Genomic DNA, 16,120 nt, shown 5'->3' with positions numbered 1-16,120 from the left:
GGTCAGTACACGCTCGCTTCGCGCACGAGCTCGCCCGTCTCCGGATCGGGCTCCTGCTCCGGTTCCGGGCCCCGCTGGGCGGCCTTCAGGATGAGGCGGAACTCGACCACGGCGAGCGAGCCGTAGACGAGGGTGAAGGCGACGAGCGAGATGAGCACCTGGATCCCGGTGACGTTCGGGGACACCGCCGACGCGGTCTGCAGCAGGCTGAACACGATCCACGGCTGGCGGCCCATCTCCGTGAAGATCCATCCCACGGTCATGGCGAGCAGCGGCAGCGGGGCCGCCCAGATGGCGACCCGCCACATCCACGGGCGCGTGATGGCCCGGCCGCGGCGCGTGAGCCACAGGCCCGCGACGGCCACGCCGATGGCGGCCATGCCGAAGCCGATCATCCAGCGGAACGCCCAGTAGGTGACCCAGATGGTGGGCGTGTAGTCGCCGGGGCCGTAGCTCGCGACGTACTGGGCCTGCAGGTCGTTGATGCCCTCGACCGTGCCGTCGAGCGTGTGGGTCGAGAGGAACGACAGCAGGTAGGGGATGCGGATGGAGAACAGCTCGCTCGACCCGTCCGGCGTCCCCCAGGGGAACACGGAGAACGACGCCGCGGCGCCCGAGGACGTGTCGTAGTGCGCCTCCGCCGCCGCCATCTTCATGGGCTGCGTCTGCACCATGGCGAGGCCGAGCTGGTCGCCGGAGAGGATGGTCAGCGCGCCCGAGACGACCATGAACCACATGCCGAAGCGCATCGCCGGCATCATCGTCTCCAGGTGCTGGTTGCGGGACAGGTGCCAGGCGGCGACCGAGATGATGACCGCCGCGGCGCACATGAAGCTCGCGAAGATCGTGTGCGGGAACGCGGCGAGGGCGACCTTGTTGGTGAGCAGCGCCCAGATGTCGGTGAGCTCCGCCCTCCCCCGCTCCTCGTCGATGCGGTAGCCCACCGGGTTCTGCATGAAGGCGTTCGCGGCGAGGATGAAGTACGCCGAGAGGATCGACGCGATCGACACCACCCAGATGGACGCGAGGTGGAGGCGCTTCGGCAGCTTGTCCCAGCCGAAGATCCAGAGGCCGATGAAGGAGGCCTCCAGGAAGAAGGCCAGGAGGCCCTCGAGCGCGAGCGGCGCGCCGAAGACGTCGCCGACGAACCGGCTGTACTCCGACCAGTTCATGCCGAACTGGAACTCCTGCACGATGCCGGTGACGGTGCCCATCGCGAAGTTGATGAGGAAGATGCGGCCGAAGAAGCGCGTGAGCCGCAGGTAGTGCTGCCGACCCGTGCGCACCCACGCGGTCTGGTAGATCGCGCAGACGAAGGCCATGCCGATCGTGAGCGGGACGAAGAGGAAGTGGTAGACGGTCGTCAGGCCGAACTGCCAGCGGGAGAGGACGAGCGGATCGAGCAGCTCGTTCACCGGCCTGCCCCGCTCATGCCGGTGCGCGGGCGGCGGCTGTCGGGGCGCGGCTCTCGGGCGCGGTGCGGCGATTCGGCGGGGGCGGGGTGCGGTGTCATGGCGACCGGCTGCGCTTCCTGTGGAGGGCGGATCGTGCGGTTCGAGGCTCCATCGCGACACCTCGATTCTACGACTTGTAGACGATCGGCGCGAGTGGCCGGCGACGATCCGTGGAGGATCCCCGCCGGGTCGCGTTCGCCGGGTGGCGGGACGCACGACACCCGCCGTTCACCCGGCCGGGCGACGCTCGGGGCACGCACCGGATCGGCGTCGACCCGGTGCGCCCGCCACCCCGCGGAGCCGCCCGCCGGCCCCGTCGCCCGCCGGCCGCCCGGATCCGCCGGACCGCCGCACCCGCACCGCGCACGTCGACCGAAGGGCCGCCGCCATGACCTCCTCCGCACCCGCCTCCCCGGCCTCCGACCTCGGACCGCGACCCGCGGCGGCGCCGGCCGCGTCCGCAGGCGCGTCCTCGTCCGCGTCCTCCTCGGGCCAGTCGGCCTCCAGCGCGCCCGCGTCCGCCTTCGTGGGGCTCCTCGCCGCCGACGGCGCCCGGCTCACCGGCCGGGTCGCCGACGCCGCGGACCGCCTCGACGCGGGGATCCCGGCGGCGCGCTTCGACGCCCGCACCGCATCGGTCGAGGACGCCCTCGTCGTCGCCCTGGCGCTCGTGGCGGGCGGCCTCGACGTGCGCGACGCCGCGCAGCACGCCGCGGCGGGAGATCCCGCACCCGTCATCCAGGCGCTCCACTCCCTCGCGGGCCGCGGCGGCGTCGAGCCCTACCTCCTCCGCAACGGCCTGACCGTCGAGCAGTTCCACGCCCTCCGCGACGCCGTCGTCGCCGTCGGCGGCCGCGAGCTGGACGAGTCCCAGGACTGACGTCGACCCCACCGACGCCCCTCTTTCTGGGGCCATCCCCCGGTGTCCGCATTATGGGGGACCCGGGTAGGGTTCATATCGAGCGCACGGCCCTTACCCCCCCCCCTTGGGTCAGGCGCTCGCAACCCCGACGAGCCCGTCCGTCCACCCCCCCCGGACAGGACGGCTCCCGGACCACGGCGATCTCCCCGTCCCCCCGAAGGGCCGAGGTCACCGGAGAGGCCCGGCACCCGTGGCGTTCCCGCGCCCCGTGCCGGGCCTCTCGACCGTCCGTCCCCTGCCGTCCGAGCGTGCCAGGTCTCTCGACCGTCTGCCGGGGCTCAGCCGAGCACGGCGTCTGCGGCCGTCGCGTCGTCGACCAGCGGCAGGTGCAGGATCGCGAGGTCCAGCGGCCGCCCGAACTTCCAGCCGATGCCGGGCAGGAGCCCCACCTGTCGGAACCCCAGGCGCTCGTGCAGCCGGATGGAGCCCGTGTTCCCCGCCTCGATGTCCGCGAAGACGGCGTGCTTGCCGGCGGCCCGTGCGTGCTCGACGACCGCCTCGACGAGCGCGCGGCCGATGCCGCGGCCGTGGAAGGCGTCGCGCACGTAGACCGAGTCCTCCACGGAGAACCGGTAGCCCGACATCCGCCGCCACGGTCCGTAGGTGCCGTAGCCGGCGAACTCGCCCTCCACCTCCGCCACGAGGATCGGGTCGCCCGCCTCCGTCGTCTCGCGGAACCACGCCTCGCGCTCCGCGCGCTCCACCGGCTCGTCGGTCCACAGGGCCGTGGAGCGCAGGATGGCGTCGTTCCGGATCGCGAGCAGGTCGTCGATGTCGCGGGGCTCGGCGGGGCGGATCCTCATCCCGGAAGGCTACCGGCCGAGGTCGGGCGGACCCGGCCGGTGCGGCAGGATCGAGGCATGGACTGCACCATCTCCCGGGTCGACTGGGACGACGAGGACGCGACGCGCCTCCGCGCCGCCCAGCGCGTCGAGCTCGACGTCCGCTACGGCGGCGACACCGAGCCCGGCACGAAGCCGACCGCGGCCGACATGGCCGCGTTCCTCGTGGCCCGGGACGCATCCGGCGCGGCGATCGGCTGCGGCGGGATCCGGCTGCTCGGCGAGCGCTCCCCCGGCGTCCCGTGGGCGGAGCTGAAGCGCATGTACGTCGTCCCGTCGGCGCGCGGCACCGGGGTGGCCACCGCCCTCCTCCGTGCCCTCGAGGCCGCGGCCCGCGACCTCGGGGTCGTCGACCTGGTGCTCGAGACCGGATCCGAGCAGCCCGACGCCATGCGGTTCTACCGCCGCGAGGGCTGGGCGGAGATCCCCCGCTTCGGCGCCTACGCCGACTCCGAGGGCTCGCGCTGCTACGGGCTGACGCTCACGTGATCCGGCGGCTGCGGCTCCTCGCCCTCTCCTCCCACCCGGGCCCCACCGCCACCGTCACGGTGCTGGCGGCCGGTCTCGCCGTCGCCCTCGGCTACGGGGCGGGGCGCGTGGTCGCGGTCGCGCTGGCGGTGCTCCTCGGGCAGCTGTCCATCGGGCTCTCCAACGACTGGATCGACGCCGAGCGGGACCGCAGCGTCGCCCGCGCCGACAAGCCCGTCGCGCGCGGGGAGGTCACGGTCGGCCAGGTGCGCGCGGCGGCGCTCGGCACGGCGGCGGCGTGCCTCGTCGCGTCCGCCGCGCTCGGCCCGGCGTTCCTCCTCGCGCACGTCGTGCTCGTGGGCTCCGGATGGGCGTACAACGCGGGCCTCAAGCGCACAGGCCCTCAGCGTGGTCCCGTTCATCGTCGCGTTCGGCATCCTGCCGACGGTCGTGGCGCTGGGCGCGGCCGATCCCGTGCCGGCGGCCGCGTGGGCCGTGGCCACCGGCGCCGTGCTCGGCGTCTCCATCCACTTCACCAACGTGCTGCCCGACCTCGACGACGACGCCCGCACGGGTGTCCGCGGGCTGCCGCACCGGCTCGGCCGGGTGCCCTCGGGGCTCGTCGCCTTCGGCGCGCTCGCGCTCGGCGCCGTCGTGGCGGCGGCCGGGCCGGTGATCGCGGATCCCGCGCACGCCGTCACGCCGCTCGCCGTCGCCGGTCTCGTCGTCACGCTGGGCATCGCCGCGTGGGGCGCGGTGCGCGTCGTCACCCGTCCGCCCGGCCGCCTGCTGTTCCAGCTGATCATGGCGGCGTCGCTGCTGCTCGTCGCCCAGGTGGCGCTGAACGCCACCCGCCTCACCTGACGCGCGCGGCCGCGTCCCGTCCCATGGCGTAGACGGAGGCGAGCGCCCCCGCGGCGGGCGAGGCGAGCACGGCGCGGAGCCCCGCGTCGCGCACGAGCCGCGTGAGACCGCGCACCGGTCGGCCGAGCGCCGTGTTGATCTCGGCCTGCACGGCGGCGCGCCGCGCGCTCGCCCGGCGGTCCCGCTCCCAGGCGGCGACGCGAGGGGCATCCAGGAGCCCGCCGCGGTGCCGCACGGCGTCGACGAGGACGGGCGCGAGGGTGTCGGCGTCGAGCCAGCCGAGGTTCATGCCCTGCCCGCCGATGGGGCTGATCTCGTGGGCGGCGTCCCCGATCAGCAGGGCCCGTCCGGAGGCCATCCGGCGCGCGAGCCGCCGGCGGACCCCGAAGCCGCTCACGGTCTCGAGCGTCGCCGCGTCGACCGCGTGCCCGGTGCGGTCGCGGACGATGCGGGCGAGGTCCTCCGCGGTGCCCGGAGCGCCCTGCCCGTCGCGGATCCCGACGACCCAGCGGCGCCGGAGGCCCGGCAGCGGGAACGACTCGACGACGCCGTCGGGATGCAGCGTGACCACCGCGTCGTCCCCCGCCTCCGTGGCGTCCGGGGCGTCGCCCATGAGGAAGCGGTCCGGCATCTCGCGCTCGTCGACCCCGATGCCGAGGATCCCGCGCATCGCGCCCCGCGTGCCGTCGGCCCCGACGACGAGGAGGGCCGAGACCTCGACGCCCGCGCCCTCCGCGTCCCGGCCCGACGCGCGGACCCGCCCGCCCGGGGCGTCGACGGGATCGGCGTCGAGCCCGGTGAGCGTCACTCCCCGGTGGACGGCTCCCGGTGCCAGGCCGTCGAGGCGTCGCCCGAGGATCGTCTCGGTGCGCCACTGCGGCAGCGCGGCGACGTACGGATGCCCGGTCGACACCCGGTCGAACGAGACCCGCCCGAGCTCCCGGTCGCGCCCGCGGGCGATGCCGCGCCGGACGAGCACGGCCTCGGCGACCATCTCGTCCGCCACGCCGAGCCGGTCGAACGCGTCCAGGGCCGGCGCATGGATCCCGATGGCGCGCGACAGGGTCGCCGGATGGAGCCTGGCCTCCCACACGCGCACGTCGAGCCCGGCCTGCGCGAGGAGCGCCGCGAGGTGGATGCCCACGGGGCCGCCGCCCACGACCAGGACGTCGACGCGGCTCACGGGTGCGCGCGACCGGCGGCCGGATCCCGCACGAGCAGCACCCGGAACGGCACGGCGCCCTCGACGCGCCACCCGGGCGGCACGCGGAGCGCCAGCTCCGCGGCGGTCCAGCTGCGGCGGATGGAGCGGAGCCCGTCGACGTGCACGAACGACCCGCGGGCGACGAGCCGGGACGCCGGGCCGTAGGCCGCGTAGGCGAGGCGGCCGCGCGCGATGTCGCTGTGCAGCGCCCGCGGAGCGAGGGCGGCGGAGTCGGCGAGGAGCGCGTCGAACGCGCCATCGTCGAGGTGGTGCAGCACGTGGTTGCTCGTCACGAGGTCGAAGCGGCTGCCCTCCGCCACGAGGTCCGCGCTCGACGCCGCGAGGAAGCGCACGTCGGGATCCGCCGGTCGGGCCTGCGCGAACGCGGTCGCCCGGGGGTCCGGGTCGATGCCGGTGACCGAGAGCCGCAGCCCGTCGCGCCGCGCCCACCGCGCGAGCGCGAGCGGCACGTCTCCCCCGCCCGAGCCGATGTCGAGGAGCGTCGTCGCCCGCTCGGCCGACAGCGTCGGGCGGATCCGCGACCGGTACACGCCGCGCCAACCCGCCACGACGCGGTTCACCATCCCGAAGCGCGCGTACGTCCGCGCGAGGGCCTCCGGGTCGCAGCCGGGGTCGTCCATGAGCTCGGTGAGCCCGACGTCGCGGCGGGAGAGGTCCATCAGGCGGTCCGGAGCGTCATCAGCGCCGTCTCGACCGTGAGGCCGGGGCCGAACGCCATGGCGCACACGCGACCCGTGCCCGGTCCCTCGACGGGCGCGGCGTCGCGCTCGACGAGCGCCTCCCCCGCGACGCCCGGCACGTCGGCCGGCGGCGTGCCGTGCAGGATCCGCCGCAGCACGAACAGCACCGTCGCGCTCGACATGTTGCCGACCTCGGCGAGCGTGGAGCGCGACGGCTCGAGCTGGCCGGGCGTGAGCGACAGCCGGTCCTCGACGCGGTCGAGGATGCTCCGCCCGCCCGGGTGGATGGCCCACCGCTCGATGCCCGTCGGCGCGATGCCGCCCAGCTCGGGGACCTGGGCCCACAGCGGTTCGAGCGCGCCGGTGATGTGGTCGTCGATGATCCGCGGCACGTAGCTCGAGAGGATCATGTCGAAGCCCTGGTCGCCGATGGTCCATGCCATGTCCTCCTCGCCCACGGGCGTGAGGACGGTCTCGAACGCGTCGAGGTCGAGCACGGTGGATCCGGTGGGCGCGGTCCGCGCGGTCACGACCGCGGCGGCGGCGCCGTCGCCGAACACGGACGACGCGACGATGGTGTCGGCGTCGCCCGAGGAGTGGAGGTGCAGCGAGCACAGCTCGACGCACACGACGAGGACGACGGCGTCCGGGTCGGCGGCGCAGAACTGGGAGGCCATGCGGAGCGCGGGGAAGGCGCCGTAGCAGCCCATGAACCCGAGGTGGAAGCGCTGGGTGGAGGCGCGGAGGCCGAGGCCGCGCACGACGTCGTAGTCGGGTCCGGGCGCGTAGAAGCCCGTGCACGACACGGTCACCACGTGGGTGACGTCGGCGGCGTCGATGCCCGCGGCCTCGGCGACGGCGCCGCGTGCCGCCTCGAGCAGCAGCGGGCGCGCCTCGCGGATGTACGCGTCGTTGCGCGCCCCGGTCCCCGGCGTGAGGATCCGCCCGCTCGCGCGGTCGTAGAAGACGGGCTCGGCCTCGTCGGCTCCCGCGGGGAGGGACGGCCCGGCCGCGTCGCCGTCGGCCATGCCGGGGGCGGTGCCGAGCTCGCGGATCACCGTGCGGCGCGTGCGGATCCCGGAGGCCCCGAACGCCGCGGACACCAGCCGGGTGCCGAGGCGCCCGAGCTCGGGCTGGCTGCCGAACAGGTCGCGGACGCCGTCCTGCGGGATCACGGTCGGCGGCACCGCCGTGGCGATGGAGCGGATCGAGGCGGTCAGCGTCGGCCGCCGGAGACGACGGCCGCACCGACCGCGAGCACGACGGCGAGGGCGCCCGCACCGATCGACGCGGCGAGGGCGGGGTCCTTCCGGGTGAACTCCCGCGTGCGCCGCGAGACGTCGTCGGTCGTGGAGCGGACGCGGGCCGTGACATCGTCGCGGATCGCCCGGGCGCGCCCCGCGGCGTCGGCCTTCAGCTCGGAGGCGCGCGCGGGCACGTCGAGGGCGGTCTCGAGCTCGCGGACGGTGCGGGCGAGCTCGTCGCGGCCCGCCTGGATGTCGCGCTTCAGCTCCTCGGGGCTGCGCTTGGGAGCGGGCGGGATGTTCGCGCCCTCGCCGCGCGGCGCGGACTCGGCCACCGTCTTGTGCTTGCGCACCTCGCGGGCCACGGTCGTCACGGCGCCGAGGACGCTCACCTCGCCGGTCGGGGACTTCTTCTTCGCCATGCGCGGGCTCCTTCGTCGGTCGGACAGCGGTGCGTCCATCATGCTCCGTCCGCCCGGGCGGACGGTGACGGCGCGAGGGGCCGGCGCTCGCGCGACGGCCCCTCGCGGGTGTCCCGGGCGTCGCCGCCCGGCCGGCTCCCCTTAGAAGAGGGCCTTGTCCTTCAGCCAGTCGGCGGCGATGGCGGCGGGTTCCGCCTTCTCGTCGCCCTGGTTGCGGCGGTTCATCTCGGTGAGGTCCTCGGTGGTCAGGGCCGCCGACACCTCGTCGAGGATCGCCGTGACGTCCGGGTTCATCTTCGCCGTGTTGACGAGCGGCACGACGTTCTGCGCCTTGATGAGGTTCTCCGGGTCCTCCAGGGTGACGAACCCGTTGTCGAGGATCGACGGCGTGGTGGAGTAGATGTTCGCGATCTGCACCTGGCCGTCGAGGAGCGCCTTGACGGTGTTGGGGCCGCCCTGGTCCTCGATGGTGACGAGGGTCGCGTCGATGCCGTAGACGTCCGTGAGTCCGGGGATGCCGTACTCGCGCTCGCCCAGCACGGCGCCGCCGCCGACGTTGATGGCGCCCTTGTCCGCGAGGTCCGCGAGGCTGGTCACGCCGTTCGTCTCGGAGTACTCCTTGGTGACGTTGTAGGAGTCCTTGTCCTCGGCGGGCGACTCGTCGAGCACCTCGAAGCCGTCGGGCAGGGCGTCGCCGAGCGCCGAGTAGACGTCGTCGCTGGACGTGGCCGTGGACTCCGTGTCGTAGGCGGAGAGCAGGTTGCCAGTGTACTCGGGGATGAGGTCGATGGACCCCTCCTCGAGCGCCTTGAGGTACACCTCGCGCTCGCCGATCTGCAGGTTGCGGGTGACCTTCACGTCGTTGGCCTCGAGGGCCTGCGCGTAGATCTCGGCGAGGATGACGTTCTCGCCGAACGCGGCGGAGCCGACGGAGATGGTGTCGCTCGGGGCGGTGGAGGCCGCCTCGCCCGAGGTGTCGAGGGGGTCGCCGGACGCGCAGCCGGCGAGGGCCATCGCGGTGCCCAGCGCGACGGTGCCGACGAGGAGCCGGCGGGAGATGCTGTGGGACATTGCTGTGTTCCTTTCAGGAGGTGGTGCTGACCGCCGGCCTCGACGAGGTCCGGGCGGAGACGGGGGCGCGTCCCGAGGCGGCGACGACGCCCCGCGGGATCACGAGGCGCTGGACGACGGCGAAGACGGCGTCGACCACGAGCGCGAGGGCGGTGACGAGGATCGCCCCGCTGAGCATCAGCGGGAAGTTCCGGGTCGTGAGGCCGGTGAAGATGTACGGCCCGAGGCCGCCGAGGCCGAGGTAGGCCCCGAGCGTGACGGTGCTGATGACCTGCAGGGTCGACGCGCGGAAGCCGCTGATGATGAGCGGCAGGGCGAGCGGGATCTCGACGCGGCCGAGGATCTGCCACTCGGTGAGCCCCACCGCGCGCGCCGCGTCGATGGTCGCCCGGTCGACGGCCAGCACGCCGGCGTACACGCCCGCCAGCAGCGGCGGGATGCCGAGGATCGCGAAGGTGACGATGGGCCCGGTGAGCCCGATCCCGAAGTACAGCCCGAGGAGGACGAGCACCCCGAGCGTCGGCAGGGCGCGGAGCCCGCCGGACAGGCCCACCGCGATGTTGCGTCCTCGGCCGGTGTGCCCGATGTAGAGCCCCGCGGGGACGGCGACGACGGACGCCAGGGCGATGGCGAGGAACGTGTACCAGAGGTGGTCGCGGAGGCCCAAGGCGTAACCGCCCGTCCCGGTCCACCGGGACGGGTCGAGGAGGAGCTGGAAGGCCTCGGCGAACTGGTTCACAGGGAGCTCCCTCGGGCCACGAGCGCGCGGCGGCGGGCGCGGCGCCCGCGCGGGGTGGAGGCGACCGACGACCACGGCATGAGGAGCCGGCCGGCCAGCAGGAGCAGCAGGTCGAAGACCAGCGCGATGAGCAGGATGCCGACGACGCCCGTGAGGATCTCCGTGTAGAACGAGCGGCGGTATCCGTTGAGGATGATCGTCCCGAGGCTCTGGATGCCCGTCAGCGCGCCGACGGTCACCATGCTCACCGTGCTGACGGAGATGACCCGCAGCCCCGCGAGGAGCACGGGCCCCGCGAGCGGCAGCTCCACGCGCCAGAAGCGGGCCCAGCCGGAGTAGCCCATGGCCGTGGCGGACTGCTTCACGTCCTCCGGCACGGCCGCCAGCGCGTCCGACGTGATGCGCACGAGGAGCGCGAGCGCGTAGACCGTGAGCGCGACGACCACGTTCCGCGGGTCGATGATCGTGGTGCCGATGATGGCCGGGATCGCGATGAGCAGCGGCAGCGACGGGATCGTGTAGAGGATGCCGCCGAGCGTGAGCAGCGGCCCGCGGACCGGCCGGTAGCGGTTCGCCAGCCAGCCGAACGGGAGGGAGAGCAGCAGCCCGATGAGGATGGGCGGCGCGGCCAGCGCGATGTGCGCGACGGCCAGGTCGAGCACCGTCTGGATGTTCGTGAGGACCCAGTTCACGCGGGTCCCGCACCCTGCGCCGGAGCACCGGGGGCGTGCGCGGCCCCCGCCTCGGTCGCGGCGGCTGCGGAGGCCCGGGCGGTGCGCTCCGCGTCGTCGAGGACGCCGACCAGCCGGCCGTCGCGGTCGACGAGGACGCGGCCCGTGCCGGTCTCCTCCAGGTGGAGCGCGCGCTTGCCCTTGTCGGCGCCCACGAAGTCGCGCACGAAGTCGTTCGCGGGGTTCGAGAGGATCTCCTGCGGCGTGCCCTGCTGGGCGATGCGGCCGCCCTTCTCGAGGATCACCACCTGGTCGCCGAGCAGGAACGCCTCGTCGATGTCGTGCGTCACGAAGACGACGGTCTTGTCGAGCTGCGTGCGCAGCCGGATGAGCTCCTGCTGCAGGTCGTCGCGCACGAGCGGGTCGACGGCGCCGAAGGGCTCGTCCATGAGGAGGATGTTGGGGTCGACAGCCAGGCCGCGGGCCACGCCCACGCGCTGCTGCTGGCCGCCGGAGAGCTGCGACGGGTAGCGGTCGGCCATGGAGCGGTCGAGGCCCACGGTGTCCATGAGCGCGAGGGCGTCCTCGCGGGCCTTCCGCTTGTCGACGCCCGTGAGGCGCGGCACGGTCGCGATGTTGTCGACGACCTTGCGGTGCGGGAGGAGGCCGGAGTTCTGCATGACGTAGCCGATGCTGCGCCGGAGCTTCACGGCGTCCTGCGTGGCGATGTCCGTGCCGTCGATCTCGATGCGGCCGGACGAGGGATCGACCATCCGGTTGATCATGCGCATGAGGGTGGTCTTGCCGCAGCCGGAGGATCCCACGAGGACCGTGGTGGTCTGCGAGGGGACGACGAGGCTGAAGTCCTCGATGGCGAGCGTGCCGTCCGGGTACTGCTTGCGGACGTGGTGGAACTCGATCATGGGTGGCTCATTCCTCGTAGGCACTACGAATCGACACTTGCCAGGCACACCAGGGAACCACGTCGCCCGCAGATCGTTCGTACCCGCACGATGGATGTCGCCACTTCGTAACATCTGGGCCCTTCCGCGGATAGTGCGCGGGAGGGCGCCCGCGCGCGGCGGCGTCGGGCGTCTCGGCCAGGATGGAGGGCATGACGCGCATCCTGGCCCGGGCCACCGACACCGCCGACCTCGTCGACCTGCTCGACGTCGACCACGCCGGCGCGGACGTCCCCGCCCCCTCCTGGCGCATCGCGCCCGGACAGCGCGTGGCGGTCGTCGTCGACACGCTCCCGCGCCGCGCGGAGGGCGACACGGAGGACCAGGTACCCGTCCGGCGCCTCGAGTCCGCGCGCCTCGGGCTCGTCCCCGCGGGGTCGCCGGGACCGGACCAGGGCCCGCCGCTCGCCGAGGTGCCCGCGGAGTCGCTCGCGGCCCGCCCGGAGCTCCTGCAGGCGCTCGTGTCGCGACGCGCGGCCGTCCCCGTCTCGGGCTACTACGAGTGGCACGAGACGGACGACGGCCTCCGCACCCCGTACCTCGTCGGGGCCGGCGACGGCGTGGTGCTGCTGGCCGCGCTGTACGAGTGGTGGCGCGACCCGGCGCGGGCCGCCGACGACCCGGCCCGCTGGGTCCTCAGCTGCGCCGTGCTCACCCGCCCGTCGGCCGGCACGGTGGAGGCGCTCGCCGAGCGCATGCCCGTCGTGCTGTCGCCCGACGTGGTCGAGGAGTGGCTCGACCCCACCGCCGAGGGGACGCCCGACCTGCTCCGCGCCGTCGCCGCCCAGGCGGAGGACGTGGTCGAGGAGCTGGCCATCGACGAGGTCGGCCCCGGGATCGACCAGGGCGCACCCGACACCGCCGAGCTCGCCCGAGCGATGTGACGCCCGGCCGTGCGGCGCCCGCCCGCGGCGTCCGGCGGCTCCCCGGGTCTGGTTGACTGGGCGCGTGGCCCCCTCCTCGAAGAAGAAGAAGCACGCGACCCGCACGCTCCTCGAGTCGCCGGCCGCCGCACCCGTGCTGCACCGAGCGGCGCGCATCGAGGACCGCATCCACGAGATCCGCGAGGGCCGGGCCCGCAAGCGCGGCCTGCACCCGACCGTCATCCCCTACGCGGGGTACGGATCCGTGCGCTGGGTCCGGGTGCTCTGCCGCGTCCTCCTCACCGACCCGAAGAGCAAGCGCGCCCTGGCCGGCGACAAGGTCGTCCGCGGCTGGCGCAGCTTCACGAGCGTGCCGCTCACCGACGTCGACGTCGTGGTGGAGATCGACGGCACCGAGCACCACGTCCGGGCGGACCGCGGCGGGGTCGTCGACACGGTCGTGGAGGCGAGCCTGCCGAGCGGCTGGCACACCATCCGCATCCGGTCGGCGGGGTCGGAGACCGTCGAGGCGCCCGTGTTCATCGTCGGCGACGACGTGCGCACCGGCATCCTCAGCGACATCGACGACACCGTCATGGTCACGGCGCTCCCCCGGCCGTTCCTCGCCGCCTGGAACACGTTCGTGCTCGACGAGCACGCGCGGACGCCCACCCCCGGCATGGCCGTGCTCTACGAGCGGCTGCGGGTGCGGCACGCCGGCGCGCCCGTCATCTACCTGTCGACCGGCGCGTGGAACGTGGCGCCCACGCTCACCCGGTTCCTGTCGCGGAACCTGTACCCGCCGGGTCCGATCCTCCTCACCGACTGGGGTCCCACCGTCGACCGGTGGTTCCGCAGCGGCATGGAGCACAAGCGGCTGAACCTGGAGCGGCTCGCCGAGGAGTTCCCGCGCGTCAAGTGGATCCTCGCGGGCGACGACGGGCAGCACGACGAGCTCCTCTACGGCGAGATGACGGAGCGGCACCCCGACAACGTCAAGGTCGTGCTCATCCGCCAGCTCAGCGCCGGCGAGGCCGTCCTCGCGGGCGGCCGCGCCAAGGCGGAGCGCCGGGCGCTCGACAGCTCCGTGCCGTGGGTCTACGCCCCGGACGGCGCGAGCCTCCTCGCGCAGCTGGACGACCTGGGCCTCGCCGACGACTCGGGGACGCGGATCGGGTCGTAGCGCGCGTCGGGTCGCAGCGCGCGTCGGGTCGCAGCGCGCGTCGGGTCGCAGCGCGCGTCGGGTCGCAGCGCGCGTCGACCCACGCACGCACGAGGGCCCCCCAGGACGCGTCCTGCGGGGCCCTCGTGCGTGCGGGGATCAGACGGCGTCGGTGAGCGCCTGGAACTCGTCGTCCGTGAGCTCGATGCCCGCGGCGGCGATGTTGTCCTCGACGTGCGCGACCGACTTCGTGCCGGGGATCGGCAGCATGACGGGCGAGCGGCGGAGGAGCCACGCGAGCGCGAGCTGCGACGGGGTGGCGTCGTGCTGCTTCGCCAGGGCGTCGAGCGGGCCGCCGTCCTTCGCGAGCTCGCCGGTCGCGAGCGGGAACCACGGGATGAACGCGAGCCCCTCGGCCTCGGCGTAGTCGAGCAGCGGCTCGGCGTCGCGCTTCGCGAGGTTGAAGAGGTTCTGCACGGAGACGATGTCGGCGATCTCGCGGGCCGCCCTCACATCGTCCACCTGAACCTCGGACAGGCCGATGTGGCGGATCTTGCCCTCGGTCTGCAGCTCCTTCAGCACGCCGATCTGGTCGGCGAGCGGGACGGCCGGGTCGATGCGGTGCAGCTGGTACAGGTCGATGCGCTCGAGCCCGAGGTGGCGGAGGCTCAGCTCGGCCTGCTGGCGCAGGTACTCGGGCCGGCCGACGGGACGCCAGTCGCCGGGGCCGGGGCGGGTGAGCCCGCCCTTGGTGGCGACGACCACGTCGTCCGCGTAGGGGTGGAGCGCCTCGCGGAGGAGCTCCTCGGCGACGAACGGGCCGTAGGAGTCGGCGGTGTCGAAGAACGTGACGCCGAGCTCGGCGGCGCGGCGGATGACGCGGACGGCCTCCTGCGGGTCCTCGGGGGCGCCCCAGACGCCGTCGCCCGTGAGCTGCATGGTGCCGTAGCCCAGCCGGACGACGGGCAGGTCGCCGCCGAGGGAGAACGTGCCGGATGCGCCGGCGGGGCGTGCGGTGGTGTCGGTCATGTGGACCCTCCTCGGGTGTCGATGACGAGGCCGGCGTCTGCCGCCCTCGGGACTCCAGGGTCAACGCCCGCGGGCGTCGATCCATGCCCGACGGACGGGATGCGCACCCGACCCTCAGCCTCCGGTCGAGGGTGAGGTGGATCCGCCCGCTCCCCTCCCGGATGTCGGCACCCGTTCCTACACTCGAGGAAGAGGTTCGAACACCCGTTCGAACGACGAGGCGCGGCCGGCGCGACGACGGGAGGAGCGGCATGATGCGGATCGACGAGGACGTGGAGGTCGAGCTCTCCGGGGACGGCTCGCCGCTGCGGTTCACCTGGCGGGGCGTGGTCTACGGGGTGGTCAGCTCGCCCGAGCGGTGGATCGCGCGGGTCGACTGGTGGCAGCGCACGGGCCGCGCGCCCCGCGGCGCGAGCGCCCACCTGCTGGAGATGCGGATGTGGCGCGTCGAGGCCGTGCCGCTCACCACCGGCGCGTGCCGGGTGGACGGCTCGTTCGACCTGAGCGTCGACGCGCGCGGCAGGTGGTCCCTCGTCACGGCGTCGGACGACGAGCTCGACACGCGCCTGTTCGCCTGACGCCGCGGCCGCCGTCGCCGCCGTGGCCGCCGTGGCCGCCGCGCCATGGCCGGGCGCTCGCCGCGGGAGGACGCACGGCGACGCACGGCGGCTCACGGGGAATAGCACGGCGCATCCGCGGCTTCACCCCTGCGGCGCCGCGCACGGCGTCCCCGCACGCGATCACCCGGACCGCGGCGCACGGAGGAGGACCCGCATGGCGGCACTCGAGTGGCTGTTCGACGCGCAGCTCCGCATCGGCGACCAGACGGTGCTCTGCGCGCGAGATCGTCGGCAACCTCTTCGGCCTCGCCAGCGCGCTCGGCGGCATGCGCCGGAAGGTCTGGGCGTGGCCGGTCGGCATCGTCGGCAACGTGCTGCTGTTCACCGTGTTCCTCGGCGCCGTCTTCGGCACGCCGAACCCCGTCAACCTGCTCGGCCAGGCCGGACGCCAGGTCATGTTCATCGCCGTCTCCGTCTACGGCTGGCACCGCTGGCGCCAGGCCCGGCACGGCGGCGCGCCGGTCGTCCCGCAGTGGGCCTCGGGCCGGCAGCGGGTCCTGCTGGTGGTGGCCCTGATCGGCGGGACCGCGATCCTCACGCCCGTCTTCCGCGCCCTCGGCTCCTACGAGCCCGTCTGGGCCGACGCCTGGATCTTCGTCGGCTCGCTCCTCGCGACCTACGGCATGGCCAAGGGCTGGGTCGAGTTCTGGCTGATCTGGGTCGCCGTCGACCTCGTGGGCGTGCCGCTGCTCGTGAGCGCGGGCTACTACGCGTCCGCCTTCATGTACGTCTTCTACGGCGCCTTCACCCTCGTGGGGTTCTTCGTCTGGATGCGGGCGCGCGGCGGCGACGCCCCCGCCGTGGAGACCGCGTTCCCGGATCCGCGCATCGTCGAGGCGCCGACCGACCGCTAGGCCCGGACCCGCCGCGGCGGCTGGTCCG

The 16,120-nt window shown here is 74.1% G+C and carries 16 protein-coding genes and 2 pseudogenes; 7 read left to right on the top strand and 11 right to left on the bottom strand.

Going from position 1 to position 16,120, the window contains the following annotated elements; all coding sequences use genetic code 11:
• Positions 1–2 precede the first annotated feature (2 nt).
• A complete protein-coding gene (locus ACZ411_RS05910) occupies positions 3–1,415 on the bottom strand; it encodes a cytochrome ubiquinol oxidase subunit I (RefSeq protein WP_464169160.1) in 1,413 nt (470 codons plus the stop codon).
• 427 nt (positions 1,416–1,842) lie between these two features.
• Here ACZ411_RS05910 and ACZ411_RS05905 point away from each other — a divergent pair, with 427 nt between their 5' ends.
• Positions 1,843–2,334, top strand: coding sequence for a hypothetical protein (locus ACZ411_RS05905; protein ID WP_104291056.1), 492 nt, complete (start codon positions 1,843–1,845; stop codon positions 2,332–2,334).
• Between the two features lie 320 nt (positions 2,335–2,654).
• Here ACZ411_RS05905 and ACZ411_RS05900 read toward each other — a convergent pair whose 3' ends face one another.
• Positions 2,655–3,179, bottom strand: coding sequence for an N-acetyltransferase family protein (locus ACZ411_RS05900; protein ID WP_464169158.1), 525 nt, complete (start codon positions 3,177–3,179; stop codon positions 2,655–2,657).
• Positions 3,180–3,236: 57 nt separating this feature from the next.
• On the opposite strand from ACZ411_RS05900, the gene ACZ411_RS05895 reads away from it, so the two are divergent.
• Together ACZ411_RS05895 and ACZ411_RS05890 are read left to right on the top strand one after the other, a co-directional pair.
• Positions 3,237–3,707 (top strand): GNAT family N-acetyltransferase, encoded by a 471-nt coding sequence (locus ACZ411_RS05895; RefSeq protein ID WP_094115753.1) that lies wholly within the window; start codon positions 3,237–3,239, stop codon positions 3,705–3,707.
• Positions 3,704–4,550, top strand: a pseudogene (locus ACZ411_RS05890) (UbiA family prenyltransferase). The gene ACZ411_RS05895 and the pseudogene ACZ411_RS05890 overlap by 4 nt, the downstream one beginning before the upstream one ends.
• Here the strand turns inward: ACZ411_RS05890 and ACZ411_RS05885 are convergent.
• From ACZ411_RS05885 to ACZ411_RS05850, 8 genes are all read right to left on the bottom strand, one after another.
• Positions 4,543–5,733 carry an FAD-dependent oxidoreductase gene (locus ACZ411_RS05885; protein ID WP_464169155.1) on the bottom strand — a complete coding sequence of 397 codons (1,191 nt, stop codon included), beginning with the start codon at positions 5,731–5,733 and terminating at the stop codon, positions 4,543–4,545. The pseudogene ACZ411_RS05890 and the gene ACZ411_RS05885 overlap by 8 nt on opposite strands.
• Positions 5,730–6,434: a class I SAM-dependent methyltransferase gene (locus ACZ411_RS05880; protein ID WP_464169153.1), complete on the bottom strand. Its 705-nt coding sequence runs from the start codon at positions 6,432–6,434 to the stop codon at positions 5,730–5,732. The genes ACZ411_RS05885 and ACZ411_RS05880 overlap by 4 nt, the downstream gene beginning before the upstream one ends.
• Positions 6,434–7,675 carry a type III polyketide synthase gene (locus ACZ411_RS05875; RefSeq protein ID WP_104291078.1) on the bottom strand — a complete coding sequence of 414 codons (1,242 nt, stop codon included), beginning with the start codon at positions 7,673–7,675 and terminating at the stop codon, positions 6,434–6,436. Before ACZ411_RS05875 ends, ACZ411_RS05880 begins: the two co-directional genes overlap by 1 nt.
• Positions 7,672–8,121 (bottom strand): DUF3618 domain-containing protein, encoded by a 450-nt coding sequence (locus tag ACZ411_RS05870; RefSeq protein ID WP_258070104.1) that lies wholly within the window; start codon positions 8,119–8,121, stop codon positions 7,672–7,674. Before ACZ411_RS05870 ends, ACZ411_RS05875 begins: the two co-directional genes overlap by 4 nt.
• Positions 8,122–8,262: 141 nt before the next feature.
• Positions 8,263–9,192 carry an ABC transporter substrate-binding protein gene (locus ACZ411_RS05865; RefSeq protein WP_094115747.1) on the bottom strand — a complete coding sequence of 310 codons (930 nt, stop codon included), beginning with the start codon at positions 9,190–9,192 and terminating at the stop codon, positions 8,263–8,265.
• Between the two features lie 13 nt (positions 9,193–9,205).
• On the bottom strand, positions 9,206–9,931 hold the full coding sequence (locus ACZ411_RS05860; protein WP_464169150.1) for an ABC transporter permease: 726 nt from the start codon (positions 9,929–9,931) through the stop codon (positions 9,206–9,208).
• Positions 9,928–10,623, bottom strand: coding sequence for an ABC transporter permease (locus ACZ411_RS05855; RefSeq protein ID WP_094115745.1), 696 nt, complete (start codon positions 10,621–10,623; stop codon positions 9,928–9,930). Before ACZ411_RS05855 ends, ACZ411_RS05860 begins: the two co-directional genes overlap by 4 nt.
• Positions 10,620–11,525 (bottom strand): ABC transporter ATP-binding protein, encoded by a 906-nt coding sequence (locus ACZ411_RS05850; protein WP_094115744.1) that lies wholly within the window; start codon positions 11,523–11,525, stop codon positions 10,620–10,622. Before ACZ411_RS05850 ends, ACZ411_RS05855 begins: the two co-directional genes overlap by 4 nt.
• A gap of 191 nt (positions 11,526–11,716) precedes the next feature.
• Here ACZ411_RS05850 and ACZ411_RS05845 point away from each other — a divergent pair, with 191 nt between their 5' ends.
• Both ACZ411_RS05845 and ACZ411_RS05840 read left to right on the top strand, forming a co-directional pair.
• Positions 11,717–12,448, top strand: a complete 732-nt coding sequence (locus ACZ411_RS05845) for an SOS response-associated peptidase (RefSeq protein WP_464169147.1) — start codon at positions 11,717–11,719, stop codon at positions 12,446–12,448.
• Between the two features lie 64 nt (positions 12,449–12,512).
• A complete protein-coding gene (locus ACZ411_RS05840) occupies positions 12,513–13,610 on the top strand; it encodes an App1 family protein (RefSeq protein WP_464169145.1) in 1,098 nt (365 codons plus the stop codon).
• A gap of 138 nt (positions 13,611–13,748) precedes the next feature.
• Here ACZ411_RS05840 and ACZ411_RS05835 read toward each other — a convergent pair whose 3' ends face one another.
• The gene (locus ACZ411_RS05835) at positions 13,749–14,618 is read right to left on the bottom strand and encodes an aldo/keto reductase (protein WP_464169143.1); all 870 of its coding nucleotides are present in this window, start codon (positions 14,616–14,618) and stop codon (positions 13,749–13,751) included.
• 251 nt (positions 14,619–14,869) lie between these two features.
• Between ACZ411_RS05835 and ACZ411_RS05830 the strand changes: the two genes are divergently transcribed.
• Together ACZ411_RS05830 and pnuC are read left to right on the top strand one after the other, a co-directional pair.
• Complete coding sequence (locus tag ACZ411_RS05830; protein ID WP_464169141.1) at positions 14,870–15,196, top strand: DUF6504 family protein; 327 nt, start codon at positions 14,870–14,872, stop codon at positions 15,194–15,196.
• A 196-nt stretch (positions 15,197–15,392) separates the two neighbouring features.
• A pseudogene (pnuC, locus tag ACZ411_RS05825) lies at positions 15,393–16,092 on the top strand (nicotinamide riboside transporter PnuC).
• The last annotated feature ends 28 nt before the right edge of the window (positions 16,093–16,120 follow it).

The sequence above is a fragment of the Clavibacter sp. AC415 genome, from assembly GCF_979252985.1.
Note: the sequence above shows the minus strand (reverse complement) of the source record. Positions and strands in the feature narration are given on the sequence as shown.